The organism is Aeromicrobium sp. S22, from assembly GCF_009661045.1.
Taxonomy (GTDB): domain Bacteria; phylum Actinomycetota; class Actinomycetes; order Propionibacteriales; family Nocardioidaceae; genus Aeromicrobium; species Aeromicrobium yanjiei.
Genome location: NZ_WJWV01000002.1, coordinates 773353 through 789058, shown reverse-complemented (window position 1 = coordinate 789058; position 15706 = coordinate 773353). Strand labels below are relative to the sequence as shown.

Genomic DNA, 15706 nt, shown 5'->3' with positions numbered 1-15706 from the left:
TCGTGAATGGCGCAGATCGCCGTGATGGGCGCAGGATCCTGGGGAACTGCGTTCGCCCTGGTGCTGGCTGACGCCGGCAACGACGTACGCCTCTGGGGCCGTCGGCCCGAGCTCTGCGACATGATCAACGACAAGCACGAGAACTCGGAGTACCTGCCGGGCGTCGAGCTCCCCGAGGCGATCTCCGCGACCCCCGATCCTGCGGACGCCCTTGCCGGCGCGGAGGTCGTCGTCCTGGCCGTCCCGTCGCAGCAGCTGCGCTCCAACCTGGAGTCGTGGGCCGAGCACATCCCCGCCGACGCGATCCTCGTCAGCCTCATGAAGGGTGTCGAGCTCGGCACCCACAAGCGCATGAGCGAGGTCATCGCCGAGCTGACCGGAGCGGGCCCCGAGCGGATCGCGGTCGTCTCCGGGCCCAACCTCGCCCGGGAGATCGCCAACCGTGAGCCCGCTGCGAGCGTCGTGGCGTGCGAGGACCAGTCGGTCGCGGAGCACCTGCAGAAGCTCATGCACTCCGCGGCGTTCCGCCCCTACTCCATGACGGACGTCGTGGGCTGCGAGCTGGCCGGCACCGCCAAGAACATCATCGGCCTCGCCGTCGGCGTGTGCGTGGGCCTCGGCTTCGGCGACAACACCAAGGCGTCGGTCATCACTCGCGGCCTGGCCGAGACCGCGCGCCTCGGCGTCGCGATCGGCGCGGACCCCGTCACGTTCATGGGACTGGCCGGCATGGGTGACCTCGTCGCGACGTGCTCGTCGCCGCTGTCCCGCAACCGGACGTTCGGTGAGAAGCTCGGCGAGGGCATGAGCGTCGAGGAGGTCACCTCCCAGACACGTCAGGTGGCCGAGGGTGTGAAGTCCTGCCAGTCCGTCAGCGAGCTCGCGAAGATCAACGGCGTCGAGATGCCGATCGTCGAGCACGTCGCAGCGCTGGTGGCAGGCGAGCTGAGCCCCGACGAGCTCGTGCGCCGGCTCATCTCGCGCCAGGCCAAGCCCGAGACCGTCTGACCGCTCCGCGCTCCGTCAGGAGCAGGCTGCGAGGACGTTCTGGATGTCGGCCCACAGGTCGTCGACGTCCTCGATGCCGACCGAGAACCGGATCAGTCCCTCAGGGACGCTCTCCGGCTCGCCCGCGTGGCGACGCCGGCGCTCCCACGTCGACTCCACGCCGCCGAGGCTCGTGGCGTACGTGATGATCTCGCTCTGCTCGGTCATCTTCTGGGCGACCGCTGCGCCGCCCTCGACCTCGAAGGCGATCATCGTGCCGAAGCCCGGATAGCGGCTGCGGGTCACCTGAGGGGCTGCGGAGAGCCGTTCGTGCAGCTCGCGGGCATTGGCCTCGGCCCGCTCCAGGCGCACGTGCAGGGTGCGGACGCCGCGGGTGGCCAGCCAGGTCTCCATGGCCCCCGGGATCGCTCCAAGCACCGAGCGGCGCTTCTCGATCGCGGTGAAGGCCCGGTCGTCGTTGGTGACGACCGCCCCGAGGATGAGATCGCTGTGACCTGCGAGCAGCTTGGACGCCGAGTGCACGACGAAGTCGGCGCCCAGGTCGAGCGGTCGCTGCCGCAGGGGAGTCGCGAACGTGTTGTCGACTGCGACCACGGCACCGGCCTCGGCGGCGGCGCGGGCGATCGTCTCGATGTCGGCGACCTCGAGGGCCGGGTTGGTCGGTGACTCGATCCACACCAGCGCGGCTCCCTCGAGCGCGGCGAGCACCTGCTCGGTGTCGTGGATGTCGACGAGCCTCAGGTCGATCTGGTCACGGCGGTTGCGCTCGACGAGCTGCTCGATCGTGCCGTAGTACGCGTGCCGGGGTGCCACGACGATCGACTTCGCGGGCACCAGGTCGAACAGCGCGCCGGAGGCTGCGACCCCGGAGGAGAAGGCCAGGGCACGTCCCCCCTCGAGGGCGCCCAGCACTGCCTCGAAGGAGTCCCACGTGGGATTGCCGGCTCGTCCGTACTCGGATCCGCCGCCCGGCACGAGGGCGCTGGCCATCGTGATCGGCGCGTTGAGCGGTCCCCCCGGGACCCTGTCCGGACGCCCCGCGGAGACTGCGAGGGTCGCGGGCGAGAGATCGTGTCCATGCATCGATCCATTGTGCACCGAACGATAAGGTGCTGGGCAATGAGCCTCGTCAACGATTCCCTCGACAAGCCCCGACTGGCCGTGATCTTCGGCGGCCGATCCAGCGAGCACGGCGTGTCCTGCCTCACCGCGCGCGAGATCCTCGCGGTCATCGACCGCGACCGCTACCACGTGGTGCCGATCGGCATCACCCGCGACGGCGCCTGGGTCCACGAGACCGCGGAGTGGGACGGCGTCCCGGCCGGCACCCTGCCGTCGGTGCGCGACGACCGGCCGCCGTTCGCGTGGGAGGGCCTGCGTGACATCGACGTGGCGTTCCCCGTGCTGCACGGCCCGTGGGGCGAGGACGGCACGATCCAGGGGCTCCTCGAGATGGCCGACGTCCGCTACGTCGGCGCGGGCGTGCTCGCGAGCGCGGTCAGCATGGACAAGCCGTTCACCAAGACGGTGTTCTCCGCCGCGGGCCTGCCCCAGCTGCCCTACGTCACGATCCGTCCCTGGGAGTGGAAGCAGGAGCGGTCGAAGGTCGAGGACCGCATCCGCGCCCTCGGGCTGCCGGTGTTCGTCAAGCCCGCACGTGCCGGCTCGAGCTCGGGCGTCATGATGGTCGACTCCTGGGACGTCCTCGAGACCGCGGTCCTGACCGCGCGCGAGTTCGACCCCAAGGTCATCGTGGAGTCCGCGGCCCGGGGCAAGCGCGAGCTGGAGTGTGCCGTGATCCAGCGGCCCACCGGCAAGCCGACCGCGAGCGTCGTCGGCGAGATCACGGTCGCCGAGGAGTCCGAGCACGAGTTCTACGACTTCGAGGCCAAATATCTCGACGGCACGAGCAGCAACGTCGTGCCGGCCGACATCTCGGTGACGCTGAGCGAGCGCATCCGGGCGTACGCCGTGCAGGCCTTCGAGGCCGTGGGCTGCGAGGGCCTGGCCCGGGTCGACTTCTTCCTGACGGATGACGGCCTGGTCATCAACGAGATCAACACGATGCCTGGATTCACGCCGTACTCGATGTTCCCGCGGCTCTGGGAGGCCAGCGGCGTCCGGTACGCAGATCTGGTCGACCGGCTCATCCAGCTCGGGTTGCAGCGCGACAAGGGCCTGCGCTGACCGACCGCACCGCCAGGCACTAGACGCAGGGCTTGACCAGGGGATCGTGCTTGGTGATGGACGGTGCCAGGTCGGCGAGGGCGTCGGCCTGGGGGTCGTAGGCGTTCGGCACCTCGACGCTGACGAAGAACGTGCGGCCGATCGTGGTGAACAGATATCCGTCGGACGTCGTCTCGACGAACCAGCCGACGTCCTTGACCGGATAGCACTCCGACGACGGGGTCAGGTCGGCCGGCTTCTCGACCCCGCAGCGCATGATGATGGGCGGCGCTCCCCAGGCGACTGCATTGTCACCGTCGACCCGGATCGTGTCCTCACCCGCGACCTCACGGGGCGCGTCGGCGAACAGGGCCTGGCAGTCGACGTCGGTGCCCGGCTCGGTCGGGTAGGCGTCGACGCCGAGGCCCGGGCTGCAGGCGGACACGGTCAGCAGCGCGCCCAGCAGGACGGCGCCGGGAAGGACGCCGCCGGGCAGGAACGAGCGCATGGCTCAGATGCGCACGATCGGGCAGGTCAGCGTGCGGGTGATGCCCGGGACGGTCTGGATCCGGGACACGACCAGCGAGCCGAGCTCGTCCATCGAGGGACCCTCCGCGCGGGCGATGACGTCGTACGGACCGGTGACGTCCTCGGCGAGGGTCACACCGGGGATCTCACCGATCGCCACGGCGACGTCGGCGGCCTTGCCTACCTCGGTCTGGACGAGGATGTAAGCCTGAACGGCCATCGGGTGCTCCTTCGGTGTGACGGGGACTGTGCCACGCTACCGGATGTCGCGCGGAGATCGAGTCCCGGCTGCGAGAAGATGGACCCATGAACGCGAGCGCGACGAACGACCCCACGATCGGCGACATCGGGGAGTTCGGCCTCATCGACCGGTTGCGCGAGCGGATCGGCCACAACCGCCACGTGCTGCTGGGCCCGGGCGACGACGCCGCCCACGTGTCGACCCAGGACGGGACCTTCCTCGTGTCGTCGGACCTCCTCATCGAGGGACGGCACTTCCGCCGTGACTGGTCGTCCCCGCGCGACATCGGGCGCAAGGCCGCGGCCTGCAATCTCTCCGACATCAGCGCGATGGGCGGGGTCGCCACCGCGCTCACGGTGGGCTTCGGCGCGCCCGCCGACCTGCCGGTCTCGTGGGCCCTGGAGATGGTGCGGGGCTTCGAGGACGAGTGCGCCCACGTCGGTGCCCACATCGTCGGTGGCGACGTCACGGAGTCGGACAAGATCATCATCGCGGTCACCGCGATGGGCGATGCCGCCCGTCCTGTCCGCAGGTCCGGGGCGCTGCCGGGCGACTACGTCGCGTACTCGGGCCAGCTCGGCCTGGCCGGCGCGGGGTTCGCGACGCTCAGCCGCGGCTTCCGCTCGCCCAAGGCGGCCGTCGAGGCCCACCGCGTGCCGAGCCCGCCGTACGCCGCCGGTCCTCAAGCGGCGGGTGTGGGTGCGACCTCGATGACCGACGTGAGCGACGGTCTGCTCGCCGACCTCGGCCACATCGCGGACGCGAGCGGGGTCGCGATCGACCTGGACTCCCACCTGATCGTCGTGCCGGAGCCGGTCGCGACCGTCTCCGAGGCGCTCGGGCGCAACGCGATGGACTTCATGCTGACCGGCGGAGACGACTACGCCCTCGTCGCGACGTTCAGCTCCGAGACCACGGTCCCCGCCGGCTGGACCCGCATCGGGCAGGTCGCCGACGGCAGCGGCGTGACGGTCGACGGAGCTCCCTACGACGGCGCTTCGGGCCACCAGCACTTCCGCTGACTCAGTCCTGGATCCGGGCGAACGGCTGGGCCGCCTCGAGCTCGTACGCGATCTCGAGCAGGGTCTGCTCGTCGCCGTGATCGGCCGAGAAGTGGATGCCGACCGGCATGTCGGCCGACGAGCGTCCGAGCGGGAGCGAGATGGCGGGGCCGCCCGACGCGTTGTTGAGCGGGGTGAACGCCGCGTACTGCACGAGCCGTTGGAACATCAGCGAGAACGGCTCGACCGCGGGGGAGAGGTAGCCGAGCTCGGGAGTCGTGTAGCCGAGCGTCGGTGACACGATCAGGTCGACGTCGTCGAAGGCTGCACGATATGCGCGCGTCGAGCGCTTGAGGCCCGTGATCGCCATGGGCGTGCGCCAGGCCTGGCGCACGAAGCGCCTGGCCAGCCCGCGGGTCAGCGGGTCCGTCAACGTCTTGTCGAAGTCCGGGCCCATCACCTGTCGGCCGAAGTGCTGGGTCGAGAAGGCGAGCAGCGCCCAGTAGTGCTTGAAGTCCTTCATGAACCGGTGGTCCACGGGCAGCCCGACCTCCATGACGTCGTGACCCAGCGAGCCCAGCAGGTCCGCGGTCGCGAGCACCGCCTTGCGGGTGTCCTCGTCGGTGGGGATGCCGGTGACGGAGTCGAGGATGAGGCCGATGCGCAGGCGTCGGTCGGAGGGGCCCTCGACGAGTCCGAGGGGGCGGAGGTCGGGAGCGGGCCGGTACGCCTGGGTCGCGGCGAGGAAGTGCGCGGTGTCGCGGACGGTCCGGGTGAGGACGCCGTTCGAGATGATGTCGATCGGCAGGCTGGCGGCCTCCGCGGCGGCGGCGACGCGGTCACGGGTCGGCTTGAGGCCCACCAGCCCGCAGGCCGCGGCGGGGATGCGGATCGAGCCACCGCCGTCGTTCGCGTGAGCGATCGGCACCACCCCGGACGCGACCAGGGCGGCCGAGCCCCCGGACGAGGCGCCCGCCGAGTAGCCCGTGTGCCACGGGTTGCGGGTCGGTGGCAGTGTCGCGTACTCGGTCGTCGCGTTGAAGCCGAACTCGGGCATCGTCGACTTGCCGAGCACCGTCAGCCCCGTCGACAGCAGCTGCTCGGTGAACGGTGCGTGGGCGGCGGCCGGACGGGCCCGCACCGCGAGCGAGCCCTGGTCCGACGGCAGCCCCGCGACGTCGGTGTTGTCCTTGACGAACGTCGGAACGCCCGCGAGCGCACCGGCCGGCTCGGCGGCGAGGGCGGCGAGGGCGCGCGCATAGTCGGGCCGCTGGATCGCGTTCAGCAGCGGGTTGACCCGCTCCGCGCGGGCGATCGCCGCCTCGGCGGCCTCGCGCGCGCTGATGTCGCCTGCAGCAACGGCAGCGGCGACCCCGACAGAGTCGAGGTCGCCGAGTGCGTCGTCGCCGAAGGCATGGACACGGGGCGTCATCTCGTCGTTCACGAGATGACTGTAGGTTCACCCCGATCAGGTGAACAGGGCCCAGTGTCCGGGCACAGCCAGCCTCAGCGGCTGACCTTGCCTGCCTTCAGGCACGAGGTGCAGACGTTGACGCGCTGCGGGGTGCCGTTGATCACCGCGCGCACGCGCTGGATGTTGGGATCGAAACGACGCTTCGTGCGTCGGTGCGAGTGGGAGACGTTGTGGCCGAAACCAGGTCCCTTGGCACACACATCACAGACCGCAGCCATGGCGAACTCCTGAAACTTGAGACTTACCGAGAATGGGGAGACTCCTGAACTGAATCGCCAGAAGTCAACCGCTCAAGGATAGCCGACGACCCGACGCCGACGCCAATCAGCACCGTCGGTCCCTCGGAGGGGAGGTGTCGGACGATAGCCTCCCCCCATGGGCCTCACCCTCAGCGCCGCGGGCTTCCGGGCGTGGACGCAGCTGTGCGCGGGTGCGTTGTCGTCCGCGCGCGCCGAGATCGACGCCCTCAACGTGTTCCCCGTGCCCGACGGCGACACCGGCACGAACGCCTACCTGACCTTCATGTCCGGTGCCGACGCGGTCGAGGCGCTCGGACCGGAGGCCTCCTTCGAGCAGCTGGTCAAGACGTACGTCGACGGCCTCCTCACCGGCGCCAAGGGCAACACCGGCGTGATCTTGTCCCAGCTCGTGCGGGCCTGCTTCCGTGACCTCTCGCTCGTGGGGCCGGTCGAGGCCGCGGACGTCGCCCGGGCGTTCGTCGCGGCCTCGGACGCGGCGTGGGCCGCGGTCGGTGCCCCTGTCGAGGGCACCATCCTGTCGGTCGCGAAGGCCGCCGCGGTGGGCGCCGAGGACGCGGCCGAGGCCGGCGTCGACGGGCGCACGGTCTTCGGCAAGGCGGCGACCGCCGCGCGTGAGGCGCTCGCGCGCACGCCGTCGCAGATGGAGGTGCTGGCCCGTGCCGGTGTCGTCGACGCGGGCGGACGGGCACTGGTCGTCGTGCTCGACGCCACGGAGCAGGCGCTCACCGGCCGGATCCCCGAGCAGGTCCGGGCCCACGTGCCGCAGCCGATCCGCGACGCCGACGACCTGCTGAGCGCGGACGGTCCGTCGTACGAGGTGATGTACCTCCTGGAGGCGGACGACGACCGCATCCCCGGGCTGCGGACCGACCTGATGGCGCTCGGCGACTCCCTCGTCGTCGTCGGCGGCGAGCGGCTCTGGAACGTCCACGTGCACGTCGACGACGTGGGCGCCGCGATCGAGGCCGGCATCGCGGCGGGCCGGCCGTACCGGATCGCGGTGACGCACTTCGCCGACCAGGTCGCGCGGGGGCCGCAGAAGGGCCGGGTCGTCATCACCGCGACCACCGGCGCGGGTCTGACCGCGCTCTGCGAGGAGGCCGGCGCGCGCACCCTGGAGTTCACCCGCGACACCCCGCTGACCGTCGCCGAGATGAGCGCGTCCCTGCGTGACGTGGGCGCCGACGAGATCATCGTGCTGCCCAACAACTTCCGCTACATCCGCCAGTTCGAGGCTGCGGCCCAGGCCGCCCGCCAGGACGGAGTGCGGGTCGCGGTCATCCCCACGAACGCCCAGGTGCAGGGCCTGGCGGCACTCGCGGTCCACGACCCGGGTCTCGGCTTCGACGAGGTCGTCGTCGCGATGTCGAGCGCTGCCGCGCACACCCAGCACGGCGCGGTGACGGTCGCGACGGAGCACGGCATCACGATGGCCGGACCGGTCGGTCCCGGCGACGTCCTCGGCGTGGTCACGGGCGACTTCACGGTGATCGGCGACGACGTGCTCGAGGTGGCGTACGAGGTCATCGACAAGATCTTGTCCCCGGCGGGTGAGATGGTGACTGTCGTGCTGGGCGAAGGGTCGGATCCGAGCTACGAGGCGTCGCTGCGCGCCTATCTCCGCACGATCCGCCCCGACGTCGACCTCCTGGTCTACGACGGCGGGCAGGAGAACTACCCGCTCTTCATCGCGGTCGAGTGATGGTCGACCTCACCACCAAGCTCGTCAACGTCCTCGGGGACAAGACCGCCACGCCCCTGGCCAAGGCCTTCGACATGCACGTCGTGGGCGATCTCCTGCGGCACTACCCGCGCCGCTACGTCGAGCTCGGCAAGCCGACCAACCTGTCGGACCTGCGGGTCGGTCAGCACGCGACCGTCCTCGCCCGGGTCGTCGAGGCCAAGAACTACTCCTTCGGTCCCGGTGGCAAGCGCACCCGGACCGAGGTCATCGTGACGGACGACTCCGGGGCGCGGTTGTCGTTGACGTTCTTCCAGCAGCGCTGGCTCCAGGACCGCATGAAACCGGGCAAGATGTGCCTGTTCTCCGGCGAGGTCGGCCAGTTCAACGGCCGGCTGCAGCTGACCCACCCCGACTACGACCTCTTCGACGAGGACGGTGACACCGCCGCGTCGCGCCTGTCGCGCGGGGTGCTCCCGATCTATCGCGCGACCGCGAAGATCCCGACCTGGAAGCTCGAGAGCTTCATCGCGCTGTGCCTCGACAGCCTCGACGAGGTGGACGACCCGCTGCCCGAGCAGGTGCGGACCGCTCACGGCTTCGCCGGCACCCGCGCGGCGCTGGAGTCGATCCACCGCCCCCACACGATGGGCGAGGCGGTCACGGCGCGCGCCCGCTTCCGCTTCGAGGAGGCATTCATCGTCCAGACCGTGTTCGCCCAGCGGCGGCACGCCCTCGAGGACGACCGCGCGGCCGCCCGTCCAGCCGTCGACGGCGGCCTGCGCACGCGCTTCGAGCAGCAGCTCCCGTTCACCCTGACCGCCGGCCAGCGCGCGGTCGTGGAGGAGGTCGGAGCCGATCTCGCGCGTACGCACCCGATGCACCGGCTGCTGCAGGGAGAGGTCGGCTCGGGCAAGACCGTGGTCGCCCTGATGGCGATGCTGCAGGTCGTCGACGCCGGGGGACAGGCCGCGCTCCTGGCACCGACCGAGGTGCTCGCCTCGCAGCACTTCCGCGGCATCACGGCGCTGCTCGGCGACCTGGCCAAGGGCGGGATGCTCGGCGGGGCGGACGGCGCGACCCGCGTACGCCTGCTCACCGGATCGATGGGCGCCAAGGCCCGCAACGAGGCGCTGCTCGACGCCGCGTCAGGAGAGGCCGGCATCGTGATCGGCACCCACGCGCTGATCCAGGACCATGTGCAGTTCGCCGAGCTCGGGCTGCTGGTCGTCGACGAGCAGCACCGCTTCGGCGTCGAGCAGCGGGCCGCCCTGGTGGATCGCTCCGACGTCACCCCCCACGTGCTGGTGATGACGGCCACCCCCATCCCGCGGACCATCGCGATGTCGGTCTTCGGCGACCTCGAGGTCTCCACGCTGCGCGAGCTCCCCGCCGGTCGGCAGCCGATCCAGACCAACGTCGTCCCCTACGCCGAGCGACCCGGCTGGCTCGCCCGCGCGTGGGAGCGGGTGCGCGAAGAGGTCGGCAAGGGCCGCCAGGCGTACGTCGTGGTGTCACGCATCGGCGACGAGCCGTCCGAGAGCGACACGTCCTCGCTGGTCGAGCTGCACGAGGAGCTCGTGCACGGGCCGCTGCACGGGCTGCGGGTCGGCACGCTGCACGGTCGCATGAGCGCCGACGACAAGGACGCCGCGATGAACGCCTTCGCTGCCGGCGCGATCGACGTGCTCGTCGCGACGACCGTGGTCGAGGTCGGTGTCGACGTCCCCAACGCCACGGTCATGGTCGTGATGGACGCCGACCGGTTCGGCGTGTCCCAGCTGCACCAGCTGCGCGGCCGGGTCGGGCGGGGGAGCGAGGCCGGGCTGTGCCTGCTCGTGACCGGCGCCGAGATCGACTCGCCGGCACGCGAGCGGCTCGACGCGGTCGCCTCCACGACCGACGGATTCGAGCTGTCGAAGCTCGATGTCGAGCTGCGCCGGGAGGGCGACGTGCTGGGCGCCCGCCAGTCCGGCGTACGGTCCAGCCTGCGGCTGCTGTCGGTGGTCAAGGACGAGGCGGTCATCGAGCAGGCCCGGGCGGCGGCCGACGAGATCGTCCTCGCCGATCCGACGCTGTCCCACCACCCGACACTGGCGGCCGCGGTCCACGAGCTCGAGCACTCCGAGCAGGCCGACTACCTGGAGCGGACATGACACGCATCATCGCCGGACGACACGGCGGCCGACAGATCAAGACCCCCAAGGGCGACGGCACCCGGCCCACCTCCGACCGGGTCCGGGAGGCGATGTTCTCCTCGATCGAGTCCGAGCTGGGTGGGCTCGAGGGCATCGCGGTGCTCGACCTCTACGCGGGCTCGGGCGCGCTCGGCATCGAGGCGATCTCCCGCGGCGCGGGGCACGCGGTGTTCGTCGAGGCGCACACCCAGACCGCCGCCGTGATCACCCGCAACCTGCGCGATCTCGGCGCCGACGGCGTCGTGGAGCGCACCAAGGCCGAGCGGTGGGTCGAGGACGGCGACCGGGATGTCTTCGACCTGGTGCTGATCGACCCGCCCTACGCGGTGCCCACCGACGCGGTGACGGCTCTCGTCCAAGGCGTCCTGGAGTCCTTCTCGCACGAGGACACCCTCTTCGTGGTCGAGCGCGCGACCCGCGACCCGTTCGTGTGGCCCGAGGGCGTCGAGGGCCTGCGCAACAAGAAGTACGGGGAGACCACGGTGTGGTTCGGACGCCCTGCGGTACGGTCACTGCCATGACGAAGGTCGTGTGCCCCGGGTCCTTCGACCCCGTGACCAATGGCCACCTCGACATCGTGGAGCGCTCGGCGCACCTGTTCGACGAGGTCGTGGTCGCGGTCCTGGTCAACGAGAACAAGCGGGGGCTGTTCTCGATCGACGAGCGGCTCGAGCTGCTCACCGAGGCGACCAAGCACCTGCCCAACGTCACGACGGCGTCCTTCACGGGCCTGCTCGTCGACTTCTGCACGACCAACGGCGTCGACGCGATCGTCAAGGGCCTGCGGGCGGTCACCGATTTCGACTACGAGCTGCAGATGGCGCAGATGAACGGCAGCCTGACCGACGTCGACACGGTCTTCATCCCGACGTCGCCGGAGTACTCGTTCCTGGCCTCCAGCCTGGTCAAGGAGGTCGCCAAGCACGGAGGCGACGTCTCGGGACTGGTGCCCGGATTCGTCAACGACGAGCTGAAGGCCAAGTACGCCTGAGGGATCACCGCCTCCGTGCGGTCACATCCGGCCCCGCCCATTCGTCAGGTGAGTGACAATGGCGACGAGAGGTGGACCGGATGGATCCCACGCACGCATTCGAGCTCGAGCGGCCGAGGCTGCTGAGCATCGCGGCCCGCGTGCTGGGCGATCCGGTCGAGGCCGAGGACGTGGTGCAGCAGGCCTGGCTGCGGCTGGACGCCGCCGAGGCTGACATCGCCAGCGCGCCCGCATGGCTGACGACCGTGACGACGCGGCTGTGCCTGGACCGGCTGCGTGCCCGCGTGCCCGTCCCGACCGAGCAGACGGCAGCTGTCGTCGAGACGGCTCCGGACCCGGCAGACGACGTCGCTCTGGCGGACTCCGTCGGGATCGCCCTCCACGTGGTGCTCGAGAGGCTGTCGCCCGCCGAGCGGGTCGCCTTCGTGCTCCACGACAGCTTCGGGTTCGAGTTCGCCGCGATCGCGGTGATGCTGGAGACCACCCCCACTGCGGCGCGCAAGCTGGCGTCACGGGCGCGGGCGAAGGTCAGGCAGCCGGCCTCCGAGGGCGGCCCGGCTGACTGGGAGGTCGTCGACGCGTTCATGGCCGCAGCCCGCGAGGGCGACTTCGAGCGTCTCCTCGCGATCCTCGCGCCGGACGCACAGGTGACAGCCGATGCGGCAGCAGTGGGGCAGGGCACGCCGGGGCTGATCCGCGGCCGGCAGCAGGTCGCGGAGTTCTTCAACGGCAGTGCCCACGCCGCCCTCCCGGTGTTCGTCGGGGACCGGCCGGGGGTCGCGTGGTTCAACCGCGGCGAGGCCAAGGTCCTGTTCGACTTCGACGTCGTCGACGGCCTGGTGCGCGGCATCGTGTTCCGCGCCGACGCCGACGTCCTCGCCCGCGTGACGCGGCGCGACCGCAGCGAGCGTCGCGGACCTGCCGACGCCTCCACCAGTGAGAGAGAAGGGGATCGACGATGAAGACCATGACCTGCCGCCAGCTCGGGGGGCCCTGCGACCTGCAGCACCGCGGAGAGACCGCCGATGACGTCATCAGCGCCCAGGACCAGCACCTGAAGGAGGCGGAGAAGGCCGGCGACACCACGCACCAGGAGGCCCGCGACGCCATGAAGAGCCGCTGGCGCCACCCGAAGAAGTCGCTCGGCTGGTACAACGACGCGAAGAAGGCGTTCGCCGCCCTGCCCGAGTCCTGACGCCCCGCCCGGCCGGGCCGCGGCGGACCGATCTTTCGACGTTGACGTCGCCCCAGCAGCGCGAACGTCGAAAGATCAGTGCGGCGTACGACCGAAGTCTCGACGTTGACGTCGTCCCAGCAGCGCGAACGCCGAAAGATCGGTGCGGCGCGGGGGGCTCAGTCGGGCAGGTGGGGTGCCGCGACGGGGTCGCTCCGGCCGAGCTGGACGGCCCGGCGCAGCGCCGTCGAGCCGAACTTGTCGCGCACCGCGTCGATCGCGTCGTCGAGCTCGGCCCCGCTCGTGACGTCGAGCGGCAGCGCGAGCTGCGCGGGCTGGTCGTCGAGCGAGCCGACCGAGACCCCGACCAGGGTGATGCCCTTGTCCTTGATGACGCCGGCGCGCGAGGCCAGCAGCTGCCGGGCGACCTCGAGCACCGTCACGGTGTGGGCGGTGGGCCGCGCCAGGGTGTGCGACGACGTCGACCGGGTGAAGTCGCCGAACCGCAGCCGGATCGTCACGGTGCTGCCGGTACGCCCGGCGGCGCGCATGCGTCGGGTGACCCGGTCGACCAGCGTGAGCAGGACGAGGTCGAGATCGGCGGGGGAGTGATCGCCACGGCCCATCGCGTGCTGGGCCCCCATCGAGCCACGCCGCTTGCCGGTCTGCACCGGCCGCGGGTCGCGGTTGTGGGCAAGGGCGTGCAGGTGGCGCCCCGCGGCAGGTCCGAGCAGCTGGACGAGCTCGCCCTCGAACATCTCGGCCACGTCGCCGACGGTCGTCAGGCGGGCCTCGCGCAGCTTGGCGGACGTGACCTTGCCGACACCCCACAGGCGTTCGACGGGAAGGGCGTGCAGGAAGGTGAGCTCCTGCTCGACCGGCACGACCAGCATCCCCTCGGGCTTGGAGACCGCCGAGGCGACCTTGGCGAGGTACTTGGTGCGGGCCACCCCCACCGAGATCGGCAGGCCCACCCGGTCGCGAACGTCCGCGCGCAGCTGGGTCGCGATCGTCGACGGGGCGCCGCGGATGCGCCGCAGACCGCCCACCTCGAGGAACGCCTCGTCGATCGAGATGCCCTCCACGAGGGGCGTCGTGTCGTGGAAGACGTCGAAAACTGCCCGGCTCGCCTCGGTGTAGGCGTTGAACCTGGCCGGCACCACGATCGCGTCGGGACACACCTGCAGCGCCTGGCGTCCACCCATCGCGGTGCGCACGCCACGCGCCTTGGCCTCATAGCTCGCGGCCAGGACCACGCCGCCGCCCACGATGACCGGGCGGCCACGCAGGGCGGGGTCGTCGCGCTGCTCGACCGACGCATAGAACGCGTCGAGGTCGGCGTGCAGGACGGTGCCCTCGGTCATGCTGGCATGCTGCCACCCGCCGCCGACACCTGCGCGTCCCGGGCGATTGGCCTCGGCGTGTGCCGGGGGGTTACGATTGACCTCGGCCTGCTTGCAGGTCTGTCTCTTGTCGTGCTCTTGGATGGATGGTTGATCGTGCTGTCCGGACCGCTGGTCTTCGATACCCACGAGATGGGTCGCAAGCCCGGTGCCGAATGTACCTTCACCCGCACCATCGAGGCGCCGGCAGAGATGGGTTACGACGTCTACGCCGTGCCCGAGGGCTCCACGATCGAGCTCGAGCTCCGGCTCGAGGCGATCATGGAGGGCGTCCTGGCGACAGGAACCTTCTCGGCGCGGGCCGTGGGCGAGTGTGTGCGGTGCCTGGAGCCCATCGACGAACCTGTCGTGGTCGGTTTCCAGGAGCTCTTCCTCTACGAAGCACCCTCCAGCCAGGAGGAGGCGGACGAGGAGGATCATGTCCTCGAGGACGAGCTGCTCGACCTCGAACCCGTTCTGCGGGACGCGGTGGTGCTCGCACTCCCGCACAACCCGTTGTGTGGTCCGGACTGTCCGGGACTGTGCCCCGAGTGTGGGGCGCGACTCGCGGATGACCCAGATCACACACACGGTGAAGCGATCGACCCACGGTGGTCGGCGCTGAGCCAGCTGGCGGAGCAACCGGTCCCGTCAGCCGACCAGTCAGAGTCGGACATCGCGTCCGACCCCAGCAAGGAGTAGATCGTGGCCGTTCCGAAGAGGAAGATGTCGCGCAGCAACACGCGTCACCGTCGTTCGCAGTGGAAGACCACCGCGACGGCGATCGTCGACTGCGCCAACCCCGCGTGCGACTCCAAGGTGCAGCCGCACCACGCGTGCACCAAGTGTGGACAGTACGGAGCTCGCGGCGAGCGTCGCCAGGTCCTCTGATCTCTGCCGCAGCTGACGCTGGGGCGCTCCGGGAGGTTCTGGGAGTCCAGGACCTCGACCCGGAGCTGCTCCAGCATGCGCTGACACACCGCTCGTACGCGTACGAGAACGGCGGTGTGCCCAACAACGAGCGCCTGGAGTTCCTGGGGGACTCGGTGCTCGGCCTCGTCGTCACCGACACCCTCTTCACCGAGCATCCCGACCTGCCCGAGGGGCAGCTCGCGAAGCTCCGTGCGGCGGTCGTGAGCGCCAAGGCGCTCGCCGAGGTCGCGCGCACCCTCGGCATCGGCGAGCACGTGCGCCTGGGCCGCGGTGAGGAGACCACCGGTGGCCGCGACAAGGCCTCGATCCTGTCCGACACGGTCGAGGCCATCCTGGGCGCGATCTACGTCCAGTTCGGCATCGAACGTGCCGCGATGGTGATCCACCGGGTCTTCGACCCCGTGATCGCCGACGCCGCCAAGCTCGGTGCGGGCCTGGACTGGAAGACCTCGCTGCAGGAGATCTCCGCCAACAACGATCTCGGCGTGCCGCACTACGTCCTGGTGGGCACGGGGCCCGATCACAACAAGAGCTTCACCGCCGAGGTCGTGGTCGGCGAGCGGACGTTCAGCGGTGGCGCCGGCCGATCCAAGAAGGAAGCCGAGCAGATGGTCGCCGAGATCGCCTGGCGCGAGATCAACGCCGGCCTCGACCAGCCCGTCTCCTAGA

The 15706-nt window shown here is 70.6% G+C and carries 18 protein-coding genes; 12 read left to right on the top strand and 6 right to left on the bottom strand.

What is annotated here, in order from left to right; translation table 11 throughout:
* Positions 1–6 precede the first annotated feature (6 nt).
* Complete coding sequence (locus GEV27_RS12475; RefSeq protein WP_153911582.1) at positions 7–1008, top strand: NAD(P)H-dependent glycerol-3-phosphate dehydrogenase; 1002 nt, start codon at positions 7–9, stop codon at positions 1006–1008.
* A gap of 15 nt (positions 1009–1023) precedes the next feature.
* Here GEV27_RS12475 and GEV27_RS12470 read toward each other — a convergent pair whose 3' ends face one another.
* Entirely contained in the window at positions 1024–2091 is a 1068-nt protein-coding gene (locus tag GEV27_RS12470) for a PLP-dependent aspartate aminotransferase family protein (RefSeq protein ID WP_153911581.1), read from the bottom strand.
* Positions 2092–2127: 36 nt separating this feature from the next.
* Here GEV27_RS12470 and GEV27_RS12465 point away from each other — a divergent pair, with 36 nt between their 5' ends.
* On the top strand, positions 2128–3195 hold the full coding sequence (locus GEV27_RS12465; protein ID WP_153652216.1) for a D-alanine--D-alanine ligase family protein: 1068 nt from the start codon (positions 2128–2130) through the stop codon (positions 3193–3195).
* Between the two features lie 19 nt (positions 3196–3214).
* Here the strand turns inward: GEV27_RS12465 and GEV27_RS12460 are convergent, their stop codons facing one another.
* Positions 3215–3682, bottom strand: a complete 468-nt coding sequence (locus tag GEV27_RS12460) for a DUF3515 domain-containing protein (protein ID WP_153911580.1) — start codon at positions 3680–3682, stop codon at positions 3215–3217.
* 3 nt (positions 3683–3685) lie between these two features.
* On the bottom strand, positions 3686–3922 hold the full coding sequence (locus GEV27_RS12455) for an Lrp/AsnC family transcriptional regulator (protein WP_153652218.1): 237 nt from the start codon (positions 3920–3922) through the stop codon (positions 3686–3688).
* A gap of 86 nt (positions 3923–4008) precedes the next feature.
* On the opposite strand from GEV27_RS12455, the gene GEV27_RS12450 reads away from it, so the two are divergent.
* Entirely contained in the window at positions 4009–4965 is a 957-nt protein-coding gene (locus tag GEV27_RS12450; protein ID WP_153911579.1) for a thiamine-phosphate kinase, read from the top strand.
* A gap of 1 nt (position 4966) precedes the next feature.
* Here GEV27_RS12450 and GEV27_RS12445 read toward each other — a convergent pair whose 3' ends face one another.
* Entirely contained in the window at positions 4967–6388 is a 1422-nt protein-coding gene (locus GEV27_RS12445; protein WP_309222218.1) for an amidase, read from the bottom strand.
* Between the two features lie 62 nt (positions 6389–6450).
* Positions 6451–6636 carry a 50S ribosomal protein L28 gene (gene rpmB / locus GEV27_RS12440; RefSeq protein WP_108577479.1) on the bottom strand — a complete coding sequence of 62 codons (186 nt, stop codon included), beginning with the start codon at positions 6634–6636 and terminating at the stop codon, positions 6451–6453.
* A gap of 157 nt (positions 6637–6793) precedes the next feature.
* On the opposite strand from rpmB, the gene GEV27_RS12435 reads away from it, so the two are divergent.
* From GEV27_RS12435 to GEV27_RS12410, 6 genes are all read left to right on the top strand, one after another.
* Positions 6794–8380, top strand: a complete 1587-nt coding sequence (locus GEV27_RS12435) for a DAK2 domain-containing protein (RefSeq protein WP_153652220.1) — start codon at positions 6794–6796, stop codon at positions 8378–8380.
* Positions 8380–10515, top strand: coding sequence for an ATP-dependent DNA helicase RecG (gene recG / locus GEV27_RS12430; protein WP_153911578.1), 2136 nt, complete (start codon positions 8380–8382; stop codon positions 10513–10515). Before GEV27_RS12435 ends, recG begins: the two co-directional genes overlap by 1 nt.
* Positions 10512–11078 (top strand): 16S rRNA (guanine(966)-N(2))-methyltransferase RsmD, encoded by a 567-nt coding sequence (gene rsmD, locus GEV27_RS12425; protein WP_153652222.1) that lies wholly within the window; start codon positions 10512–10514, stop codon positions 11076–11078. The genes recG and rsmD overlap by 4 nt, the downstream gene beginning before the upstream one ends.
* Entirely contained in the window at positions 11075–11548 is a 474-nt protein-coding gene (coaD, locus tag GEV27_RS12420; protein ID WP_153652223.1) for a pantetheine-phosphate adenylyltransferase, read from the top strand. The genes rsmD and coaD overlap by 4 nt, the downstream gene beginning before the upstream one ends.
* Before the next feature lie 80 nt (positions 11549–11628).
* Entirely contained in the window at positions 11629–12510 is an 882-nt protein-coding gene (locus GEV27_RS12415; RefSeq protein WP_153911577.1) for a sigma-70 family RNA polymerase sigma factor, read from the top strand.
* Positions 12507–12743 (top strand): DUF1059 domain-containing protein, encoded by a 237-nt coding sequence (locus GEV27_RS12410; protein WP_153911576.1) that lies wholly within the window; start codon positions 12507–12509, stop codon positions 12741–12743. The genes GEV27_RS12415 and GEV27_RS12410 overlap by 4 nt, the downstream gene beginning before the upstream one ends.
* 158 nt (positions 12744–12901) lie before the next feature.
* Here GEV27_RS12410 and dinB read toward each other — a convergent pair whose 3' ends face one another.
* Positions 12902–14086, bottom strand: a complete 1185-nt coding sequence (gene dinB / locus GEV27_RS12405) for a DNA polymerase IV (RefSeq protein ID WP_153911575.1) — start codon at positions 14084–14086, stop codon at positions 12902–12904.
* 6 nt (positions 14087–14092) lie between these two features.
* Between dinB and GEV27_RS12400 the strand changes: the two genes are divergently transcribed.
* The 3 genes from GEV27_RS12400 to rnc are packed head-to-tail and all read left to right on the top strand — an operon-like array spanning position 14093 to position 15705.
* Complete coding sequence (locus tag GEV27_RS12400) at positions 14093–14806, top strand: DUF177 domain-containing protein (protein ID WP_153911574.1); 714 nt, start codon at positions 14093–14095, stop codon at positions 14804–14806.
* Between the two features lie 3 nt (positions 14807–14809).
* Positions 14810–14995: a 50S ribosomal protein L32 gene (gene rpmF, locus GEV27_RS12395; RefSeq protein WP_056607529.1), complete on the top strand. Its 186-nt coding sequence runs from the start codon at positions 14810–14812 to the stop codon at positions 14993–14995.
* Complete coding sequence (rnc, locus tag GEV27_RS12390) at positions 14995–15705, top strand: ribonuclease III (RefSeq protein WP_309222234.1); 711 nt, start codon at positions 14995–14997, stop codon at positions 15703–15705. The genes rpmF and rnc overlap by 1 nt, the downstream gene beginning before the upstream one ends.
* Position 15706 lies beyond the last annotated feature (1 nt).

Bases quoted from the DNA above. Each gene is read 5' to 3' on its own strand.
- rpmB (WP_108577479.1), bottom strand. From the start codon at position 6,636: ATGGCTGCGGTCTGTGATGTGTGTGCCAAGGGACCTGGTTTCGGCCAC.
- dinB (WP_153911575.1), bottom strand. From the start codon at position 14,086: ATGACCGAGGGCACCGTCCTGCACGCCGACCTCGACGCGTTCTATGCG.
- GEV27_RS12450 (WP_153911579.1), top strand. From the start codon at position 4,009: ATGAACGCGAGCGCGACGAACGACCCCACGATCGGCGACATCGGGGAG.
- GEV27_RS12455 (WP_153652218.1), bottom strand. From the start codon at position 3,922: ATGGCCGTTCAGGCTTACATCCTCGTCCAGACCGAGGTAGGCAAGGCC.
- rsmD (WP_153652222.1), top strand. From the start codon at position 10,512: ATGACACGCATCATCGCCGGACGACACGGCGGCCGACAGATCAAGACC.
- coaD (WP_153652223.1), top strand. From the start codon at position 11,075: ATGACGAAGGTCGTGTGCCCCGGGTCCTTCGACCCCGTGACCAATGGC.
- GEV27_RS12470 (WP_153911581.1), bottom strand. From the start codon at position 2,091: ATGCATGGACACGATCTCTCGCCCGCGACCCTCGCAGTCTCCGCGGGG.
- GEV27_RS12435 (WP_153652220.1), top strand. From the start codon at position 6,794: ATGGGCCTCACCCTCAGCGCCGCGGGCTTCCGGGCGTGGACGCAGCTG.
- recG (WP_153911578.1), top strand. From the start codon at position 8,380: ATGGTCGACCTCACCACCAAGCTCGTCAACGTCCTCGGGGACAAGACC.
- GEV27_RS12475 (WP_153911582.1), top strand. From the start codon at position 7: ATGGCGCAGATCGCCGTGATGGGCGCAGGATCCTGGGGAACTGCGTTC.
- GEV27_RS12410 (WP_153911576.1), top strand. From the start codon at position 12,507: ATGAAGACCATGACCTGCCGCCAGCTCGGGGGGCCCTGCGACCTGCAG.
- GEV27_RS12460 (WP_153911580.1), bottom strand. From the start codon at position 3,682: ATGCGCTCGTTCCTGCCCGGCGGCGTCCTTCCCGGCGCCGTCCTGCTG.
- GEV27_RS12465 (WP_153652216.1), top strand. From the start codon at position 2,128: ATGAGCCTCGTCAACGATTCCCTCGACAAGCCCCGACTGGCCGTGATC.
- GEV27_RS12400 (WP_153911574.1), top strand. From the start codon at position 14,093: ATGCTGCCACCCGCCGCCGACACCTGCGCGTCCCGGGCGATTGGCCTC.
- GEV27_RS12415 (WP_153911577.1), top strand. From the start codon at position 11,629: ATGGATCCCACGCACGCATTCGAGCTCGAGCGGCCGAGGCTGCTGAGC.